Here is a 20,110-nt window from a genome sequence, read left to right on the forward strand (position 1 = left end):
TGCGACTATTTCTTGGAGTCCAGCATTTTCCAGTTTTTATAGAACATGGATTTAAAGCGTTCGAGAATGGCTGAAAAACCGACCATGCATGTGGTGATAATTTTCGGGAAATAGGATGGACGGGCAATGTCCATAAAGACCACATAACGCGGTGTACCGGCTTCATTCACTGAACGGTGGAATAGCGTATCATCAAAAGCATAGAACTGATCTTTGTACCAAAGGTGTTTTTTGCCCTGACACTCAATAAATACATTATCTTTTTCAACTGGTGTTAGGTTGTACAAGATACGGATCGACATGCGGATCGGGCCATAGTGCCAGGATGTAGATTCTTTGCCGCTGAACACCGACACAGCAATCGTTTTAAGATGTTTAAACTCGCGATTAAACTCGGGAACATTGTCGATATACTGTTTGCCGTACCATTTATAAACGTACATACCCCGCGCATTTTCACCCATAGCCTCGTCAATATCGGCCATAATATCGTCTTTGCGTTCCTTGAATACATCAAGCACAGTTTCAATTTCTTCGCGATACTCATCAGGAAAATCTTCCAGCTGGAATATGCCTGGGTTTTTGTGCGATATCAGATCCAAAAACAGATTAAATGGTGACAGAAACCACGTTAATATCCCATTTCCGGTAAAATAACGCTTTAACGCTAAGGAGCCCTCGGTTTTATTGCGTGAGAAATCAATAATACCGCAAATCACCCAAAACAAAATTACAAGAGGAAATGCCAGAAACAAAGCAATTGCTATTGCGGTCACAGCGATGCGTTTAATTAGCTTTTTGGTTTTTCTATCCATATTCACACATCCCTATTCGAGTGTAATGTTGATCTTCAAATTCATGTTATAATCCTGCTATCAAGCTTACAATCCAATTGCAATGGATTGCTTGCCGCACCGCCATACACATAAGATATGACAGGGCAAATTTATCTTTATTTAACAATGACGTGGCATGATTTTAATTAGTTTCAATTGATGGTTTAACTTCATGCCAAAACGCAACCTAGAGATAGAACGCATAATCAGGGAACATAAAATCCTCTCTGAAGCTATAGAACACTCTCCGATGCCTTTTTCTATTTTTGATGAAAATGACAAGCTCATATTTTGGAGCAAAAACTATGAAGAGATGCATCCAAACGCATTTAAGGAAAATGCACCACAAACCGAATTGACCCTTGCAGATATTCTTCGCGCATCGGCGGACCCCGATTTTACCGAGGATGAGCTGGAAAACCACATCACTAAGCACGTCAAACTTCAACGATCAGACAAAATGGTGAACGAAGTTCGTAATTCCTCTGCGGGCTGGCGCAGGGTCACAAAATACCAGACGCCAAGTCAAGCGGTATGCGGCATTGCAATTGATATTGAAGACTTAAAAGATCGAGAAATACAACTGGAAGAAGCTAGAACTGAGGCAGAGGAATCGCTTACCCAATTAAACATCGAGAAAAAGCGGATTGAAACCATAGCAACAACGGGCTGCGATTGGTTTTGGGAGATGAATGCTGACCTCGAATTTTCCTATATGTCACCGCAAATTGAATATTTTACCGGGATTAAAGCCAAGGATTGGGTCGGGCGCAAAAGAGAAAAGACCGAACTGGCCGTCAGCAAAGGCGTCAACTTTGATGCACACCTGGAAACGCTTAAAAATCATGAACCATTTAGAGAGTTTGATTACCCTTTCCAGCGTGCAGACGGCTCCGTCAGGTGGATATCCATTAGCGGTGCCCCTGACTTTGACCGTAACGGTAAATTTCTCGGATATTTAGGAACCGGTAGCGATGTAACGGTGCAAATGATTGAGAAATCTAAACTGGAAACAGTTATCTTTGCACTTCGGACGATACCTGATGGTATTTTAATTCATAATCACGATAAAATTCTATACACGAATCCCGCCGTATCAAAACTTATGGAGTTTCCAAAGAATCTTCTAAAGACGGGTAATCCCATCAAAGATCTGCTCAATTTTGAGATTGCCCGCGGTGATCATGCGGAGGGAGTTACGGCAGAATCCCTCATGGACGTTTTGAGACAATCCGTCAAGCCGGGCCAAAATAATGTTAATGCATTTCGAGTTCAAAGAACTTTAAAAAACGGCAAGGCTATTAACATAAGCGTTGCAGCTGGCAGCAACGGTATTTTTGTCGGCCTTTATACCGATGTGACATCATTGGTAAATGCGCAACAAGCCGCTGAGAGTGCTGATAGGGCTAAATCAGAATTTCTTGCCAATATGAGTCACGAAATACGAACGCCGATGAACGGCATCATGGGAATGGCAGAACTACTTGCCAAGACGGAGCTGGACGTAAAGCAGAAAACATTCTCAGATGTCATTGTAAAATCTGGCGCATCACTTTTAACAATCATCAATGATATTTTAGATTTCTCAAAACTTGATGCGCATCAAATGGAGCTTGATCCAGCCCCCTTCTCTCTCGCAGAGGCAATCGAAGATGTTGCCACACTCGCCTCGTCTTTTGCAGCAAACAAAGATATTGAACTTACGGTTCGCGTGGACCCCAAATTACCTGACGTGGCCATCGGTGATTGCGGAAGAATTCGTCAAATCATCACAAACCTGGTAGGAAACGCGATCAAATTTACCGATATAGGGTACGTATCCATTGATGTAAGCGAAACCGAGCGCAGAGATGGACCAAAAGACGGGCACATGCTGCATTGCTTAAATATCTCGGTCAAAGATACGGGAATGGGTATACCGGAAAATAAACTAAATAAGATATTCGATAAATTTAGTCAGGTTGATGAAAGCGCGACCCGTAAACACGAGGGTACAGGACTTGGTTTAGCAATTTCCACCTCATTGGTTGAACTTATGGGCGGTGAAATCAGCGTCGAAAGCGAAATTGGCAAAGGTTCGACATTCCAGTTTAAAATTGAGTTGGAAATGTATGCTGAAAACGATGATAGGCTGGCAAATTTACGTAATAAAGCTGGCTCAAAAATACTGATTGCTGATGACAGTTCCACCAATAGAGAAAACCTTATAGAACAGCTATCTGAATACCAGTTTGACTGTGCTGCCGTAGATGACGGATATGAAACAATTGCTTTCTTGGAAATGGCATCTCAAAAGAACCTCAATATTAATGCGATCATTCTGGACTATCAAATGCCAGGAATTACCGGCAGAGAACTCGTAGCAAAAATTCGTACGATGCGAGATTACACCCAGACACCAATCATTACCTTGTCTTCGATTGATCTGAATTCCCGTAACGAGGAAATAAAATATCTCGATGTACAGGCTCAGCTCATAAAACCAGCGCGAAAAACACTCCTGTTACAAACCATTCAAGATGTGCTGACCGGTAAGTTGGATAATGAGAAAAATGCTGATAATCAGAATGCACTGCTGACGTTACCACCTTTACAAACCAACTCGACACTCGCAATAAACACCCAACAAAATCAAATCGATATCTTGGTGTGCGAGGATAATGAAGTCAATCAAACCGTATTTAAGCATATCCTCGATGATAGCGGATACAGCTATGAAATTGTCGCCAATGGTCAACTCGGTGTCGATGTTTTTAAGGTTAAGAAGCCAAGGCTCATTCTTATGGATGTCTCCATGCCAGTGATGAACGGTCATGATGCCACAGTTCAAATTCGCAAGCTTGAAGAAGAGCTAGGTACACATACGCCCATCATAGCCATAACAGCCCATGCTATCAGAGGCGATGTTGATCTGTGTCTCGAAGCAGGCATGGATGATTACTTTTCAAAACCAGTCTCACCTGTCAGTCTTATGAGCAAAATTGAAAACTGGTTTGCAAAAGAACAACTACGCGCTGATAAAATGAACGCCAACTCATAGCGGTCATCATTTCCCAAATCAGTATTGCTCGTTTCAGAATTAAGAATTTTCTGCAGTTAAACCAGCATCCAGTAGTTCTTTAATCTGACCGCGACCAGTTCCCGCAACAATGCGGCCCAGTTCTCTATCACCCTTTAACACGAGTAACGTCGAACGACGTGGAATATTGTAATCGGTGGATATAGGGCTGGATGAATCTTCATCCCAATCCACACGCACAAACAATAAGTCATTGTATTTCGGGTTTTCTTTTCGAAGTGATCTAATGGTGCGCTCTTGCGATTTGCATGTTGTACACCAGTGTGTTGCGTAATCTATGAAAACAGTTTTACCATCCGCTAACGCTTGCTTGACGACACCCGGCTTATAGGCGATTACATCAAAGTTAGCCTCATCAGCAGCAACAAAGTGGCCACTTCCCACAAGCATGGTTGCAGTAGTGGCAAGCTTAATAAATTCTCTGCGTTTTATCATTTTCATCCCTTTTCAAAATTAAAGTATGACCGAAAAATCCTGGAGCCAATATGGAAGAATATCGACCGCCCATGCCTCCAAAATATAGTGAATTTTAAAGAAAATCATCAACCCGACGCACAGAAAGACCGTGCCCATGATGGGTTTTGAGCGCTCTGCAATTGATTTCATGGCATTTGTACGCTTTTGCAATGCGCTTTTTGTGCCCCAAGACAGGCCCAATATTAGGGTAGAGACACCAAAGGCAAAAAACAACATAATGAAGAAAGCCCACAAAAGACTCTCGCCTTGAGATGCAAGTGCAATCGCACCGCCCAAAGTTGGCCCAATACACGGCGACCACACGATACCAAGCAGAATACCGCCCAGTAACTGACCATTAAAGCCGGAAAGATCTAACCCCAGCATTCTTTGATTAGCGGCACCTGAAACCCCTTGTGTGGCAATTTCAAACCGCCGCGACAAAGCTGGGACCAATAGTATAAGACCGAAGATCATCATCAGAACGGCGCCAATTTGTGACAGGCGCTCTTGAGTTAGGCCAATCGAATGGCCAATGGTTGTGACAAACATTCCAAAAACCACAAAGGAAATGGTCAAGCCAATAGCAAGTGCGAGAGGTCCGCGAGAATTTGCATTAAAGGCAGACGCAATTACAATTGGTAAAACCGGTAATACACACGGATTTATGAGCGTTAATATTCCTGCAAGATATGCAAAAATCAATTCCATGAATGTTCCTTAGAGATGACCTTCCATCACGAGTTCTAAGTACGAACATATTGCATAGCAACTAAACTTATCTGAAAAACATTCACAAAACCGTGTGTGCTTCTTACGCTCTTGAATAAAAGTGAAATTCACATTTTGATTCACTTACTCCCCAGAAGCTATTGAATTTATTATGGTAACAAAATACCCCGAAGCATTTCTGCAACGGGGCATTTGAGCAAGCGCAACTAAAATAATCAGCACTCAAGTAATCTCTAATTGCTATTATTTTGGTACGAGTACAGTGTCGACAACGTGGATCACGCCATTTGATTGTTTCACATCTGCAATTGTCACTGTGCCGATACTACCACTTTCATCCATGAGTTTGACCATTTTGCCATCAAGCATTGCGGTCAATGTATCACCAGACACCGTTTCAATGGCGAGTTTACCACCTTCAGCTTCACCGATCATCTTTACAAGGTCACCCGCCAAGATTTTGCCAGAAACAACATGGGCGGTTAGTACTTTTGTCAACATGTCCTTATTTTCAGGCTTTAGCAACGTGTCTACTGTGCCTTCTGGCAAGGCAGCAAATGCATCATTTACTGGTGCAAATACCGTAAACGGACCTTCACTTTTTAACGTATCAACAAGACCTGCCGCCGCAACTGCTGCAACCAAGGTTGTATGGTCTTTTGAATTCATCGCGTTATCAACGATATCCATATCCATCATCATTTTGGCGCCGCCAACCATTGGATTTGCATGACCGCCGGCCAATACAGCCGTTGAAGATGCAATTGCGAAAACGCCTGCTGTTAGTGCGATACGAAGTGATTTAATCATTTGATTTTCTCCTATTTGCCGTCCCGATCATTCGGGAGTTATCTAAACAAACGAGAGGACGTTCAAATAAGTTTCAGGATAAAACTAAATAATTCACTTCTAACTTTCTTATGCTTTGAGCAACGGACCCAATGCCACAACCGGGCCTGTTGCTACGCCAGTGGGCGAGCCGCCGATCGGTTCAACAGATATCGCAAATTTTGAGTCCGCTGGGATATCTAAACCTTCACGGTTTAACTCACCTGAGATCACCCCAAGAGACAGTACAGGGCCATCTGCTAATACAAGCCAAAGCTCATAATCTTTATCGGCCGGTTTTGTTCCCTTATTCTGTGTCACCGTAAGGCCAGCGTCCGTAAGCTTTGCCTCAAATGCGACATCAAATCCCTCGAGGCTGGCTATCTCACTTGTATAAAGAATCTGCTCTTGCGTTACTGTTAAGTAATCCATGACGCGTGGAGAAATTGCGATCAGAAGCACCGCAATCAAAATAGGAATACGAAAACGGGTCAGAAAACCAAGTGCACCATCGCTTTGTTGTGTTGGGGCGGCAAATAATTCTTTGTCGATCGCAGTTTTAACAGCATCAGGCGCTTGCACCTCTTCATAACCAGCATTGAGGCCAGAGAAATGTTGCTCCCAAGATGAGACCATGCGCGCAAAGGCGATGTCGCTTTCAATGCGTTTTGCAGCAAGTTGACGAGCATCTGAATCTAGCACACCAAGGACGTATTCGGCTGCCAAGTCTTCATCATTATTTTTCAAACCGTAATCACCCAGCCCAGTGCTCATTATCATTCTTCCAAACATGCGCGCAGACTTTGAAGGCTACGTCTTAGCCACGTCCGCATTGTATTAAGTGGAATCTTATAACGATCAGATAGCTCCTGATAGCTATATCCTTCCATATAAGCTGCTCGCACTGCATCTGCTTTTAACTCGCCAAGCTTCTCCATGCAATGCTCCACTGCCGCCGCCTCGCCGGAGGCTACAGCGTTTTGCTCAGGGCTTTTGGCATCATCGGCGAGAAAGTCTGCCATATCATCAATTGGCGATGTATCGGTCTTACGTGTTCGCAAACGGTCAATCGCATGGTTACGCGCGATAGCATAAACCCACGACATAGCGCTGGCATCTTGCGTCGCAAAACGATCTGCCTTCTGCCAAATCCGCACATAAACCTCCTGCAAAGCATCTTCTGCTTCGGCCCTGTCAGTTAGTAAACGACACAGAACGCCAAAAAGTTTCGAAGATGTGTGAGAATATAGCGTATCAAACGCTTTTCGATCTCGAAGCGCTATCTTGGATATTAGATCTGCGATGATATCTGTCTGAGACAATCGTATATTCCCAAGGTCCATAACAGACCCCCTCCACTCATAATTTTGACCATTTGAAGTGTTATACGCGGGATTAGGTTATTTGGATGAGTCTATCGATGAATACCTTGGACGTCATCAAACTATACGTAAAACCATCGGTAAGAACTCCTATCCAACGCTTTACTTATAATTGCGTATTATTTATTTTCTACTTTTAGGTACGGTCTAAATTTGTATGAGCCAGCAGGAGAAAGAAATGAAAAAGGTATGTGAGGAATGTGTATCGACAAAACCGGAGAGTGAGGCTTTAGAAGCAAGATATGCTCAACAGTCGCACATCTATTATAAGGGAAGCGTATGCGAGACGGATAGTATCGGTCATGCTGAGCCCCCCTTAGCAAGGTCTCCAACCGAGCTGGTTGTCCATGCAGCAGATGGGTTTATTCCCTTATGGAGGCAGGATGTCATTTTGCGTTGGAGATTTCAAGAACGTTCTCTTGCCATCTTTAAGCAACCGGAAGCAGCCAAACAGTATCTCAGACAAATATTAGCAAATGGAATAATGTTGTGGCGAGATTCTGTCCCTATCAAGTTTCGAGAAGTTGAAACGGGTGATACATGGGATTTTGAGTATGTTTTTAACTGGCAGGATAAGTGCATCCCCAATGGCGGATGTACATTGGCCAGCGCTTTCTTTCCCGATGGCGGAAGGCACGAGTTAAATGTTTACCCAAAACTCTTCGAACAATCAGAGCAAGAGCAAGCTGAAACAATGGCGCACGAGACTGGACATATATTCGGTCTTCGACATTTCTTTGCCAAAATAAGTGAGAAGCGTTGGCGCAGTGAAATTTTTGGTGATCACGCACCATTTTCAATCATGAATTATGGCCCAAACAGCTTCATGACTGAAAATGACAGAAAAGATCTCGCCACCCTTTACCGAAAAGCCTGGTCTGGAGAGCTGAAAGAGATAAATGGAACTCCTGTCCAACTTGTCAGCCCATTTAGCGCATTTCGCCCCGCATTTGAACAACTAGCAGCCATGCACTGATCCGAATGTAACAACAAAATCATTTCAGGTTGGAATCAAGTGCTCTGAGTACGGTTGATTAGGATTTCTTGTCTTGCTGAGCCTGTAAGTTTCGCTTGAATTTCGCTGGCGCGCCTGCATACACGCCAGGCTCATAGTCGCCCTCTTTAACCACGGAATTGGCTGCAATAATTGTACGCGGCGCTAGATGAGCGCCAGCTAAAATGCGCGAACCTGAAAAAACGAGCGTATCATCTCCAATTACAATCGGCTTTAAGCGATGTGAGCTGTATTTAAGCGGTGTATTAAAATCTGTTTCGTCAATATCAAAATCAAAACTGATGAGCGAGACGTGGTGCGCGATGGAAACATTATCGCCAATCTTGATGCCGCCCTTACCATCAAGATAGCAATTTTCGAAAATCGCAGAATTTTCACCAAATTCGATTTGGTCCCAGTGCGTAATGCGAACACCGGTTTCTAACAATACATTATCGCCGCAAGATTTTGCCAAACGCTTTGCCCAAATATAACGTAGCAGCACTCCAAAACTCCACGGAAAATGCTCAAACAAGGGCCACGTGACAATAAAAAACTGACGTGGCATGTAGGAAAAGGGCAAACCAATGGTCGTAATTATGGGCTTTAAAGTTTGAAATGTTTTACGTCCGCTCACTCAAACACCCGCTATTTGTAGGGAAATCACTAAATTCGACTTGGATCAACTTATTTAGGACAACAAAAGGGGCCGGCTCAAGTCTTAATTTTCAGGTTCAAGCTGATTATGTCCAATTTAGGGTTGAGTTCCGGTTAGCCTTGATCACTTCTCCAATGCCTGATTGAACATTCAAGTTCACTTTGGAGCCATGATTTGAATTTGCGGACACTGGATTTCTCAGCCGATATACGACTTGTGGCGAACCAGTATGTCGCTCCAGCGCATGACCGCTGTTGAAACGGAGAAACAACTTGCCCCCTTTCCAAGGCGTCGCAGGCAAGAGTTTCCCAAGCCATAAACACGCCCTGCCCCATCATGGCCGCATCGAGACACCAAGAGGCATCAGCATATGTTGGTCCTGGTTGCAAGGGCTGATCCGAAATACCATATTCCACCAACCACGATCCCCAGCCATATAGTTTTTCATTCTCGCAAATCACCGGAATCTTTAAAAGATCGGTGGGCGAGTTTATATTCTGGGCGACTTCTGGAGAGCAGATAGGAAATACGCGCTGATCTAGCAATTTAACCGCATTTCTGCCCATCGACGGGTCTTCGCTTACCCGAATACCCACATCAATTTCAGTTGTATTTAAATCGACCACATCGCTCGTTGGCTCAATTCGTACTTTAATCGTCGGATTTTGCTCATTAAATTTGTGAATTCGCCATATGAGCCAACGGCTGGCAAAAATGGGCGCCACGGAAACCGTCAACACAGTATTATCAACAGCGCGGATGTCTGACACGATGCTGGATAGATCGCCAATGGCGCGAGTTAGTCGCGGAGCAATGTCAGCACAAACTTCTGTTGGTTTTAACCCGTATGGAGTGCGGATAAACAGGGGCCGCCCAAGGGCTGCTTCCGCTTTAGTCAACCTTTGGCTCAGCGCTCCTGGCGTCACACCCAGCTCCTCAGCTGCGCGTGCCAAGGTGCCCGTACGCGCTATCACCTCTATGGCTCTAAGCGCTGAAAGTGGTATCGCATTTAAGTTTTGCATTAGTTTTTCTAAACTAGGTTTATAAAAAAATCTATTTTTAAAAGGAGAAAAAATTATAAAACTAAACAAATGAAATATTTTTACCTCCCCATTTTGAGACTTTGGAATACTCGAAAACCCAATGCACAATGGCCGCAACGTTATATGATTGATTGGTGTAAGGACCCCTTATCTCATCCAGATATCGACCAGATGTCAGAACGGGAACGCGCAGATCTACAGTTCGATCCGCATTGCATAAAATCTGAATAGAATATTCTCAGGTATCGAAATTGGGATATTGGTTGGATACCACCCAGGCGTTCCATTCTTCATTATTATCGTTCTGAATGGGAGACCTCGGGTTGATCAAAAAATGACCAATAAAATGGCGTTTACCGTCCACATCTATCTGCACTGCGGGCGGTGCAAGGTCTGGATTATTTAGCGATCCGATCGAAACCTTCATGCCACCTTCAAACTCATAAGTTAGCGGTGTGCCGCAATCTTTGCAAAATCCGCTCCAATTGCGATATGTGCTGTGGAATACTGCGCACGCTCCCCTTGTCCATTCTAGCCCTTTAGATGAAACAAGCGGGGTAAAAAGTTGCTGAAAGCCTTTTGACATATACGGCAATGACAGATCGATGCGCAGCCAAGACACTCGACCTTATATCACACAGCACCGCATTGGCACCCGCCTTTGATAGTTTCAGCAATATCGCTATTGGCTGCGCTTCCCAATGTTAGATCTCGATTTCACCCTGCATCACCGTTACGGTTTTGCCAGAAATCTCAGCACGCGCATTCACGCCTTCACCTAACATTCTCACATATAGCTCGCTTGGACGCCCCATATCGACACCTTGCGACAGACAATATACATCACCATTTTTGGGTGCGACACCAAGTGAAGCTACGAGCGCGACCGCCGCACCGCTTGCACTTCCTGTTGCCGGATCTTCATAGGGAATTTCCTCAAAAGCGAACATACGAGCCGTCCAATCCCTTTCTACATCTGTATCAGCAATCACCGTATCGGTATCACGCGTATATACATAAATAGCATCACAACTAGGAGGGACATTTAAACGTTCGGCTGCGGAAAAATCAAAACGAATTTTTTTAAGGCAATCCCGATTTTCAACCTCTACAATAATAAACTCTGCCCCAACGCTCGCAATTTGAGGTGGATGTGTCAACGTTATGATATCTGCTTCGTGTAGTGACAGTACAGCCGCTATTTCTTCACACGTCAAGGATTGTAGCACTGACAGCGGTAGGGGCGCGACGATAGACGTGTGCGATAGTGCGTCTCCATCATAAGCAATTCTTACGCTAACTAGCCCCGCCTTTTCTTCAAACAGCATTTCTTCAACATGATGTTCGTTGCGCGTTGCCAAAGCATAAGCCGTACCAACGTTCGGGTGACCTGCAAAGGGCATTTCAATCGATGCTGTAAATATCCGAACATGCGCTGTATTGTTGGCATCTTTGGGCGTTAATACAAAGCTCGTTTCCGAAAAATTAAATTCCCGCGCAACGGTTTGCATTTGCTCTGTGGTTAGGTCATCTGCATCAAACACAACAGCAAGCGGATTACCGCCAAATCGGGTCGATGTAAAAACATCAACCACCATATATTCCAGTTTCATCCGCCCACTCCCCAGTTTCTGACAGTTCTTAATACGGCAAGTACCAGAAATATACTACTGTTATGCGCGCGAATTGATGAATATATAACATTATCTATATATATATTTATGTGTGATGATATTGATCCAATAACTGGATCTCGTTTATGTCACACCTCTCTTAACCTTCCACTTCCCAACATCCGATAACGATTATATACTCAACTGGCTCCACATAATTATTGCACTGGTTGACGCAATATTTGGCTTTCGACTATCTAATAAGCGGTGAATCTGCTTTGCTATTTTTATCGACGGAAAGATCCATTATTGCTACAAGACATCGCTGAATTCGCAAACATATCGCCAGACATAGTCATCTTCATGCTAGGGGCATCGCTTCTTGCTGGTCTTCTGCGAGGGTTTTCAGGATTTGCTCTTTCTGCGGCTGTGATGGCAAGCCTGTCGAGTGTGATCTCACCTATCGAACTTTTGCCAATTTGTTTTTGGCTCGAGGTAGTAGCAAGCCTATTTATGCTTCGTGGCGGCATGAAAGAAGCCGATATGAGCATTGTTTGGGGCTTGGTGATAGGAACCCTTATCGGCATGCCAATCGGACTGTTAATTCTTACCCAAATCGATGTTCAACTATCAAAAATTGTTGCTCTTGTTTTAATTTTAAGCCTCGCAAGTCTGATATTCATAAAGGTAAAAGCACACTTTTTGGCAACAAAATCAGGGCTGTATATTAGTGGCATAGCGGCGGGGCTAGCATCTGGTATTGCAGCTGTTGGCGGAATGGTAGTTGCGCTATATGTTCTGGCACGCGAAAAACCCGCAGCGCAAATGCGGGCATCTCTTGTCATGTTCCTGCTAATCTCGGAGGTAGGAACCGGAATTTACTTCTATATCTACGATATCTTCACACTTGATTCCATAAAGCGCGTTCTGGTTATGACCCCGCTACTGTCCGCTGGTATTTTGATCGGCAGCCTGTTTTTCAATCCGTCCCTCGCCAAATATTATAAGCCAATATGCCTTATGATTTTGATGGGAATTTGTGCACTCAATCTTGCCAAGCAAGTCTTTTAAAGTTTGCCCCTCAGGAGCAGTAAATCTAGGCTTTAAATGTTGCGAGCTTCAGTCCAAAGGCGATAAACACAAATCCTGTGACTCCATTGAGCCAGCGCTTAAATACCTTACTTGGCGCTCCACGAGAGAAATATGAAAATAGTAGCACCATGCCAGTAAACCATATCGCATTTAGAACTGCATGAATGGTGACCAGTAGGAAAAACAGCCCCGCACTATCTTGCCCAATAGTTATAAACTGAGGAAATGCAGCAAGATAAAATAATGCGACTTTGGGGTTAAGAAAATTAGATAAAAAACCCTCCAGAAAGGACTTTAACAATGTTCTTTTTCGTTTTGCCGGCGTTACAGCTTCCGCGACCCCTTCGCTTCTGAAGGCTGTTTTTAGAGCTTTTATCCCAAGCCACAATAGATAGGCGGCGCCAGCATATTTAACAATCATGAAGGCGGTTGCCGACTGCATCAAAATAACAGAAACCCCTAATATTGAAAAAGCACCATGTACATAAAAACTCGCGAAAAAACCCGCGATATTTGCAAAACCAGCGTTTCGTCCCGATGTTGGAACAGTTTTGGCGATCAAAACACCGTTTGGTCCTGGTGACATAATCAACAACATTGCCAATGTTGCGAAGGGAATTATTGTGGACCAAATCATCTAACTACTCCTATTTCAAAATCGCTTTAAACGTGTGTGCATCTGTTATATCCAACAGTATCTTTGGGTCAATCTCAAACACGATATTGTTGCCACCAGCAGCAGCCCAAACTTTGTCAAAATCAAGCAAATGCTCATCAATATAAGTCGGTAAAGGCGAAAAATGTCCGATGGGTGAAACGCCACCTATTGCAAAACCTGTCTCCTTACGAATGCGTTTTACATCAGCGCGCATCAACCCTTCACCAACCGCCTTCTCTGCCAGCGCCAGATCAACCTGATGATCTCCACTTACAAGCAGCAGTTTCAATGCGCCAGATCTCTGCCCCTCAAAAATCAACGATTTGACGATCTGACCAACTTCGACCTTACAGGCGATAGCGGCTTCTTCTGCTGTGCGGGTGCTATCTGGCATTTCGACAAATTCGATGTTCAATCCAGCCGCATCAAGCGCCGCCTTTACCCGCTTCGCACTTTTTGACATTGCTCACCCTTACCTGTTGTTATTTGAAGTCTTGACAGTAAACATAACTTGAAGTTTGAAAGGTGAACACATACCTTATACCTATTCACCAGAAATTTTCCTCTTGGGGTAAATCAAGATGCTAAGACTTCTCATAAGCCTACTGATACTGCCATTGCTGCAGCGGCTTGTGATGTCGTTTTTGGGTGCGTTCCTGCAAAATGTGAAAACGCGAACCGCTGCCGGGAGTGCAAATAATGGCCAGGCACGTGGCACAACTGAATATGAACAATATTCAGGTTATTTTACAGGACAAGTTCGCTCCATAATTGATGGTGACAGCCTTTATGTCGTTGGTCACGAGGAGCAAATACGCTTGTGGGGCATTCAAGCACCAGAAAAACACGAGGCTGGCTATAATGAAGCTACCCAGACCCTTCGTCGCCTTGCGCAAGATCAGGAAATTGAAGTCAACGTGGTCGGCATAGACAAATTTGGGCGTACACTCGGTCGTTGCTTCTTTCGCGATGGCAGCGAACTGAATCATGAGATGATTAAGTCTGGTGCAGCACGTGAATATACGCGTTTTACCAAGGGATATTATGCGAAAAAAGGCTAATAACTTTGCATTCTCGCTACTTTGCGTGACAATGACCATTCTACTGGCTTTGATCCCCACCAAGGCGGCAGACATCATCGATCGTGCTGATCTCATAACTGTCTTCAAAAAACACAATGTTTCGGGGACGTTTGCGCTTTATGATCCAACACAAGATCAACTTACATTGGTGAACTCTAAACGCGCCAACATACAGATGATACCCGCTTCAACCTTTAAAATTGCCAACAGTTTGATTGCGCTTGAGACGAACATCATCGCTGATGAAAATGAGATCATACCCTTTGGGGGCAAACCTCAACCTATCAAGGCATGGGAAAAAGACATGCCGATCAAACAGGCTTTTAAAGTATCAAATGTACCTGTATATCAAGAACTTGCACGTAGGATTGGCATTCAAGACTATAATATATGGTTAAAGAAACTTGGTTATGGCAATCATACAGTTGGTGATAATGTAACGATGTTCTGGCTAAAAGGGCCGCTGAAAATAAGCGCCGTAGAACAAGCTCAATTCATCGCAAAACTTGCCGGTTCTAAACTCCCACTTTCCATGAAAACCCAACAGATTGTCCGCAACATTGCGAAAATAGAAAGCAGTGGCAACCAAACTTTCTATGGCAAAACAGGCTGGACCATTGCTCCAGATCCCAACATTGGATGGTTTGTAGGCTGGGTAGAAAATAAGGACAATCCGAATAAGCTTGTGTCATTTGCTCTAAATATCGACATCAACTCGCGAAAAGATGTTTCCTTACGAGAGATAATTGCGCGAGAAATGCTAGCCAAACTAGGCAAATACTAGATTGCAACAAGGCAAACAGAAGCCGTTTGGCTGCAACTAAATATACAAATCATCGCGCGTTTGCGGAATTGTGCTCACGCCACGCTGCCTGCGGGTAGCAACTGTTTGATTGATTTGCACAGTTCCGCGCTCAAAAGCGATTGCGCACAGAGCCATGTATAAATACCAAAGTCGAGCACGCGCTTCGCCAACTTCAACCACCGCTTCATCAAAACGCGCCCATAGTCGCTCCGCCCAAAGACGGCATGTTTTTCCATAATGCTCGCGAAGGTTCTCTACATCATGAACCTCAAACCCATGGGCTTCCAAATTGGAAAGCGACATGCCGATGTGATCCAATTCCCCTCCCGGGAAAATATATTTAACCAGCGCTTTATGCTCGGCACTCTTCTTACCAAACCGCTTACCCTTCTTGTTTCGACGGGTAATTGCATGGTGTAAGTAGATACCGCCAGGCTCTAGCAAACGATGTACCGTAGAGAAATACGTATCGTAGTTCGCAATGCCCACGGCCTCAAACATACCAATGGAAGATATCTTATCAAAACGCATATCAAGATCAGTATATGATTTGATTTCGATGGTGATTTTATCACTCAACCCCTCGCTCTCAATCCGCTGTCGAGCGAGTTCAGTCTGTGCCGTTGATAAAGACACGCCATGCCCTGTTACGCCATAATATTTTACCGCGTGAATAAGCATAGCGCCCCATCCACAACCGATATCAAGCAGGCGGTCGCCGGGTTGCAGGCGTAGCTTTTTGCAAACATGGTCCAACTTATCAAACTGCGCTTGTTCAATTGTGTTGTTCCAATCTTTAAAATAAGCGCACGTATAGACCATCGCATCATCCAAGAAGAGCTGGTAGAATGCATTTGATACATCATAATGGTGTTCTATAGCACTTTGGCTAGAGCCGCTTACGAAAGGGTCGTCACCCGACAGTTTATCGACATCTTTGATTGTGCTTGCACCCAAAAATAGAGATGGCAGATCTTTGGCCAGAGCCCACTTGGGAAGGGTTTTTATTTTCGCCCTCAGGTGAGTGCGTTTTTCGATTTTTATAATGTCAAAAATAGTACCATTCTTTATATCAATCTGCGCAGAACTCCACAATTCTATGAGACTATTTATCGATGGTCGACGTGCGATAGCGCGGACAACTTGCGGCGAAGCAACATACACATGTATGCACTTGGTGACATCAAAGTCGGACTGCCCTCCCACAACGTGACCATTCCAGAGTCTGATCGGTACAGGCAGGTCAAGGTGTTCTAAAATAGTTCTTATAAAACGTTCGGTTTTAAAATCTGATCTATTGTTTGACATATTGTAGAACCCTCAATTTACAGATTAATTTATTCATAGAGGAAATATAGTCAAATATGCAATCTATTCCAAAAGCATTCAAAGTTTGAAGCGAAATTATTTGTGAGGAACTATGTTTAAACTAACGCGATGGATTCAAGAAAATACACGGTCAAAATTGCCGCATATTCTGAATCTGCGTGACTCCGATTGAACCATGGTTTAAATCAGTAACTCTATGGAACAGATTCTCCTTTTTTACCTCACTTTTGCGGTTGCTGTGGCAAGTCCGGGACCTGCAAATTTTGCCATGATGCATACAGCATTGGAGCAAGGGCGCTTTAATGGTATGGCGCTTGCATTGGGCGTGTGGACAGGATCCATCACATGGGGTTTATCAACGTCTCTGGGCTTGAGCGCGATTATGCAGAAATCACCCATAATTTTTGATATTTTACTGCTGGCTGGCGGCTCATATATGTTCTACATGGGGTTTAACTCTGCTAAACAAGTTATTAATTTAAAAGGAAATAATTCATCTTCACCTGCCAATGACAATGCTCCTGTTAAATCTCCTATCAAACAATATATTCGCGGATTACTAATCCATTTAACAAATCCGAAAGCTGCCACAGTCTGGCTCACAATTGTGCTTTACGGCACCACAATGGCAGAGGAAAATGGCACGGATTTAGTCATATTTATTCTACCTTGTTTTGCAATTGCAGCTATGGTGATGTCAGGTTATGTTTTATTCTTTTCAAGCCGCCCGATGATTGCGCTTTACGCTCGCGTTCGCAAACCATTTACCCTCACAACAGCGGCCTTCTTTATAGGAGCCGGACTGTTTATGCTTTATAGCGCATGGGAGGCGTTTAGATGACAAAAGGATTGGCTAATGAGTAGAGAAGTTGGTGTCATTTTTGATATGGACGGGTTGCTGCTGGACACTGAGCGCGTTTATCTGGAATGTTTTACAAATGCGCAAGCTGCACTGGGGTTGATGCATAATCCAACGCCCTACCTCAACTCAATTGGCATTGCCGGGGACACATCTGATCTTATCATTGGCGAAAGCTTAAGCAATGGCGTGACTGTAGAGCAATTTGTTGCAGTTTGGGATGAGAAAATCCATGCACGACTTGAGCAGGAAATCCCTGTGAAAAAAGGGGTGTTTGAACTGCTTGAGATTTTGTCTGCCAAAAACTTGTCCATCGCGGTTGCCACATCATCGCGAACAGCCACCGCGGAAAAACATCTTACACAAGCTGGTATCATAGATCGTTTTGAGACTATTATTGGCCGCGACCAAGTCAGCAACCCCAAACCACATCCCGAACCATACCTAACAGCCGCAAATGCCATTGGGCGCAACATTTCCAAATGTTTTGCCTTTGAAGATAGCGAAACAGGCACGACAGCCGCACTGGCCTCTGGCGCACAAGTCGTACAAGTACCAGACCTGCAACAACCATCAGACAAGTTGCGTGCCCACGGGCATATTATTGCGACGGATTTGATGGCTGGCGCACGGGCGATTGGGTTGGTTTGAGTGTATAAACTCAGCAAACAGGACATCATTTTTCTTCGGATAGTTGTTTTTCAATCTTACTCAAAAACTCTTCCGTTGGTGTATTGTCAACCTCGTTGAAGTCAGCAGGGTAATACTTAAAACGAATGCAAAATGTGAAGATAATTAGTAATACTGTCGAAAATATCAGGGTTGCGAAACTAAAAAGAAATTTCGCTACCAGCTTAGTCTCTTCCTCAAACAATTGAGATAATATTACATTTCCAGCTATTATAACTGGATATGCCAAGAGGCCAAATAACATTAAAAAAACCAGAAAAACAAAAAAGTATAGTATCACTTTTTGACCAACACCTGATTTTTCACCAAAAAAATCTGGTGTCAAAACTTCGGACCACAGATTGTTGGCAATTTTATCTAACAAAACAATATCAAATGAATAAATTCCGGCGAATGAACCAATTTTTGAGAGATATTGCCCAATCAAAAATTGATCTATCAAGGCCAAAACAAAACTCATGAAGGAAGAGGCTACCAAAAAGGTTATAACGGGCATGAGGTCAGAGCTAAGCTGTATTTTCAATCCTGCAATTTCGATAGAGCCTTGGACAAGCCCAAGAAATGCTAATAGGCTGGTCAGCATGAGACATATCGACCCATTACGATTAGTTTTCTTATTAATGACGGCAATTTGAGACGCGACCCCGTTCAAAAAATCATCCTGATAAAACCGACCACCAAAGTTTCCGCTCAGATATGCATCAAGAGTCCTGAGGCGACGCTGAACTAACCAGTATTTTTTAAAAGGCCCTTTTTTCATATAAAGTATTACTCCATGTCCACATTACAAACTTAACGCGCATCAAAATCAACCAAAACGTGCTTTGATTCACAGAACGTTTAAATGCGTGCCCCGCATCAGATCGCCCTCTCCTCACAATATTGTGACAGTATAACAATTTTGTTTACTTCCTAATTTCTTGGCAGTGCCACAATGTGCGTTTAGCAAATGATGTGGTGTGAAATATTGATTCACCTCCCGTCATTTTCTCAATAAAGGACCTCCCAAATGAAAAAACTTTTATTAGCATTGGCGATCACTATGACTTCTTTTACTGCGCAAGCGTCTGATCTTGTTACCAAAATTAGCCCACACTCTGTTAACGATACGATGGACAGACTTGTGGCTGCTGTTGAAAAAGCGGGTGCGACTGTGTTTGCGCGAGTTGACCATGCAAAAGGCGCGATGAGCATTGATGCTGAACTTGCTCCAAACCAGATGCTTGTTTTTGGAAACCCTAAACTGGGTACACCAATCATGCAGCAAAACCCTGCCGCCGGCCTTGATCTGCCAATTCGCGTTGTTGTCTTCCAAGATACAGACGGCAAAACAAACGTTGCCTATCACAACCCAAGCCGCATTGCAGATGATCACGGCATTCCCGCTGATTTCAAAGCATTGCAAATGATGGGTGGCGCGGTTGATAAACTGACTGGCGCAGCAACCGCTGAATAATACTACCCAAATCTGATAAACAAACTAAAACACAAGCGGTATGAAGCCGCTTGTGTTGCTGTATAATATTTTTAGCAAGATACATCACACTGGTGCAGCATCAGCGCTATATTGCTTTAAAAACTCCTCGCTTGGCGGAATTGGCTTAATTACATCGATCAAGATGCCGTTTGGATCATGTGTAATGAAGTGGCGTTGACCGAAATCTTCATCCTTGATTGGCAGCAGAATTGTGACCCCCTCTTTCGATACTCTGTCATAAACAGCATCGACATCTTCAACTTCGAAATTGAGTAGCAAGCCAGAAACCTTATGTCTTGCCGGCTCTGGCACAGTCGCATGATCATATTGCAAAATAGCTAGATTGACTGCTTTATCCTTGCTGGATTGCAAGTGGATGTACCAGTCACTTTCAAAAGTTGGCACAAATTCGAAATGTTTACGATAGAACTCAGATGTCTCGGCAACTTTGTCGGTCATAATAACGGGATAATATTGAGTGCATTTCATGGGTTTTC

The 20,110-nt window shown here is 43.8% G+C and carries 23 protein-coding genes; 8 read left to right on the forward strand and 15 right to left on the reverse strand.

Features of this window, described 5'->3' with window-relative positions; all coding sequences use genetic code 11:
- Nucleotides 1-5: 5 nt before the first annotated feature.
- Entirely contained in the window at nt 6-815 is an 810-nt protein-coding gene (locus G3W54_RS00510; RefSeq protein ID WP_162651206.1) for an aspartyl/asparaginyl beta-hydroxylase domain-containing protein, read from the reverse strand.
- 193 nt (nt 816-1,008) lie between these two features.
- On the opposite strand from G3W54_RS00510, the gene G3W54_RS00515 reads away from it, so the two are divergent.
- Nucleotides 1,009-3,876 (forward strand): response regulator, encoded by a 2,868-nt coding sequence (locus G3W54_RS00515; protein WP_162651207.1) that lies wholly within the window; start codon nt 1,009-1,011, stop codon nt 3,874-3,876.
- 39 nt (nt 3,877-3,915) lie between these two features.
- Here the strand turns inward: G3W54_RS00515 and G3W54_RS00520 are convergent, their stop codons facing one another.
- From G3W54_RS00520 to G3W54_RS00540, 5 genes are all read right to left on the reverse strand, one after another.
- A complete protein-coding gene (locus G3W54_RS00520; RefSeq protein WP_197742763.1) occupies nt 3,916-4,350 on the reverse strand; it encodes a thioredoxin family protein in 435 nt (144 codons plus the stop codon).
- An 18-nt stretch (nt 4,351-4,368) separates the two neighbouring features.
- Nucleotides 4,369-5,082 carry a cytochrome c biogenesis CcdA family protein gene (locus G3W54_RS00525; RefSeq protein ID WP_162651208.1) on the reverse strand — a complete coding sequence of 238 codons (714 nt, stop codon included), beginning with the start codon at nt 5,080-5,082 and terminating at the stop codon, nt 4,369-4,371.
- 264 nt (nt 5,083-5,346) lie between these two features.
- Nucleotides 5,347-5,913, reverse strand: a complete 567-nt coding sequence (locus G3W54_RS00530; protein ID WP_162651209.1) for a fasciclin domain-containing protein — start codon at nt 5,911-5,913, stop codon at nt 5,347-5,349.
- Nucleotides 5,914-6,021: 108 nt separating this feature from the next.
- On the reverse strand, nt 6,022-6,705 hold the full coding sequence (locus G3W54_RS00535; RefSeq protein ID WP_162651210.1) for an anti-sigma factor: 684 nt from the start codon (nt 6,703-6,705) through the stop codon (nt 6,022-6,024).
- A gap of 2 nt (nt 6,706-6,707) precedes the next feature.
- Nucleotides 6,708-7,274 carry a sigma-70 family RNA polymerase sigma factor gene (locus G3W54_RS00540; RefSeq protein ID WP_162651211.1) on the reverse strand — a complete coding sequence of 189 codons (567 nt, stop codon included), beginning with the start codon at nt 7,272-7,274 and terminating at the stop codon, nt 6,708-6,710.
- A gap of 217 nt (nt 7,275-7,491) precedes the next feature.
- On the opposite strand from G3W54_RS00540, the gene G3W54_RS00545 reads away from it, so the two are divergent.
- Nucleotides 7,492-8,289, forward strand: a complete 798-nt coding sequence (locus tag G3W54_RS00545; protein WP_162651212.1) for a matrixin family metalloprotease — start codon at nt 7,492-7,494, stop codon at nt 8,287-8,289.
- A gap of 58 nt (nt 8,290-8,347) precedes the next feature.
- Here G3W54_RS00545 and G3W54_RS00550 read toward each other — a convergent pair whose 3' ends face one another.
- From G3W54_RS00550 to G3W54_RS00565, 4 genes are all read right to left on the reverse strand, one after another.
- On the reverse strand, nt 8,348-8,944 hold the full coding sequence (locus G3W54_RS00550; RefSeq protein WP_162651213.1) for an acyltransferase: 597 nt from the start codon (nt 8,942-8,944) through the stop codon (nt 8,348-8,350).
- 134 nt (nt 8,945-9,078) lie between these two features.
- The gene (locus tag G3W54_RS00555; protein ID WP_162651214.1) at nt 9,079-9,987 is read right to left on the reverse strand and encodes a LysR substrate-binding domain-containing protein; all 909 of its coding nucleotides are present in this window, start codon (nt 9,985-9,987) and stop codon (nt 9,079-9,081) included.
- A 259-nt stretch (nt 9,988-10,246) separates the two neighbouring features.
- Nucleotides 10,247-10,630, reverse strand: coding sequence for a GFA family protein (locus G3W54_RS00560; protein ID WP_162651215.1), 384 nt, complete (start codon nt 10,628-10,630; stop codon nt 10,247-10,249).
- An 82-nt stretch (nt 10,631-10,712) separates the two neighbouring features.
- A complete protein-coding gene (locus G3W54_RS00565; protein ID WP_162651216.1) occupies nt 10,713-11,621 on the reverse strand; it encodes a PhzF family phenazine biosynthesis protein in 909 nt (302 codons plus the stop codon).
- A 309-nt stretch (nt 11,622-11,930) separates the two neighbouring features.
- Here G3W54_RS00565 and G3W54_RS00570 point away from each other — a divergent pair, with 309 nt between their 5' ends.
- A complete protein-coding gene (locus G3W54_RS00570; protein WP_162651217.1) occupies nt 11,931-12,692 on the forward strand; it encodes a TSUP family transporter in 762 nt (253 codons plus the stop codon).
- Between the two features lie 25 nt (nt 12,693-12,717).
- Here G3W54_RS00570 and G3W54_RS00575 read toward each other — a convergent pair whose 3' ends face one another.
- Complete coding sequence (locus tag G3W54_RS00575) at nt 12,718-13,350, reverse strand: LysE family translocator (RefSeq protein ID WP_162651218.1); 633 nt, start codon at nt 13,348-13,350, stop codon at nt 12,718-12,720.
- A gap of 10 nt (nt 13,351-13,360) precedes the next feature.
- Complete coding sequence (locus G3W54_RS00580) at nt 13,361-13,834, reverse strand: YbaK/EbsC family protein (protein WP_162651219.1); 474 nt, start codon at nt 13,832-13,834, stop codon at nt 13,361-13,363.
- A 118-nt stretch (nt 13,835-13,952) separates the two neighbouring features.
- Between G3W54_RS00580 and G3W54_RS00585 the strand changes: the two genes are divergently transcribed.
- Together G3W54_RS00585 and blaOXA are read left to right on the forward strand one after the other, a co-directional pair.
- Nucleotides 13,953-14,432, forward strand: a complete 480-nt coding sequence (locus G3W54_RS00585) for a thermonuclease family protein (protein WP_162651220.1) — start codon at nt 13,953-13,955, stop codon at nt 14,430-14,432.
- Complete coding sequence (gene blaOXA / locus G3W54_RS00590) at nt 14,416-15,237, forward strand: class D beta-lactamase (protein ID WP_162651221.1); 822 nt, start codon at nt 14,416-14,418, stop codon at nt 15,235-15,237. The genes G3W54_RS00585 and blaOXA overlap by 17 nt, the downstream gene beginning before the upstream one ends.
- A 36-nt stretch (nt 15,238-15,273) precedes the next feature.
- On the opposite strand, the gene G3W54_RS00595 is transcribed toward blaOXA, so the two are convergent.
- Nucleotides 15,274-16,566, reverse strand: coding sequence for a cyclopropane-fatty-acyl-phospholipid synthase family protein (locus G3W54_RS00595; protein ID WP_162651222.1), 1,293 nt, complete (start codon nt 16,564-16,566; stop codon nt 15,274-15,276).
- Between the two features lie 217 nt (nt 16,567-16,783).
- On the opposite strand from G3W54_RS00595, the gene G3W54_RS00600 reads away from it, so the two are divergent.
- Nucleotides 16,784-17,428, forward strand: coding sequence for a LysE family translocator (locus G3W54_RS00600; RefSeq protein ID WP_162651223.1), 645 nt, complete (start codon nt 16,784-16,786; stop codon nt 17,426-17,428).
- Between the two features lie 15 nt (nt 17,429-17,443).
- Complete coding sequence (locus G3W54_RS00605; protein ID WP_162651224.1) at nt 17,444-18,097, forward strand: HAD family phosphatase; 654 nt, start codon at nt 17,444-17,446, stop codon at nt 18,095-18,097.
- A 25-nt stretch (nt 18,098-18,122) separates the two neighbouring features.
- Here the strand turns inward: G3W54_RS00605 and G3W54_RS00610 are convergent, their stop codons facing one another.
- Entirely contained in the window at nt 18,123-18,896 is a 774-nt protein-coding gene (locus G3W54_RS00610) for a hypothetical protein (RefSeq protein ID WP_162651225.1), read from the reverse strand.
- 282 nt (nt 18,897-19,178) lie between these two features.
- On the opposite strand from G3W54_RS00610, the gene G3W54_RS00615 reads away from it, so the two are divergent.
- Nucleotides 19,179-19,592, forward strand: coding sequence for a DUF302 domain-containing protein (locus tag G3W54_RS00615; protein ID WP_210253512.1), 414 nt, complete (start codon nt 19,179-19,181; stop codon nt 19,590-19,592).
- Between the two features lie 84 nt (nt 19,593-19,676).
- Here G3W54_RS00615 and G3W54_RS00620 read toward each other — a convergent pair whose 3' ends face one another.
- A complete protein-coding gene (locus G3W54_RS00620; RefSeq protein WP_162651227.1) occupies nt 19,677-20,102 on the reverse strand; it encodes a VOC family protein in 426 nt (141 codons plus the stop codon).
- Between the last annotated feature and the right edge of the window lie 8 nt (nt 20,103-20,110).

Source organism: Lentilitoribacter sp. Alg239-R112, assembly GCF_900537175.1.
Classification (GTDB): Bacteria; Pseudomonadota; Alphaproteobacteria; order Rhizobiales; family Rhizobiaceae; genus Lentilitoribacter.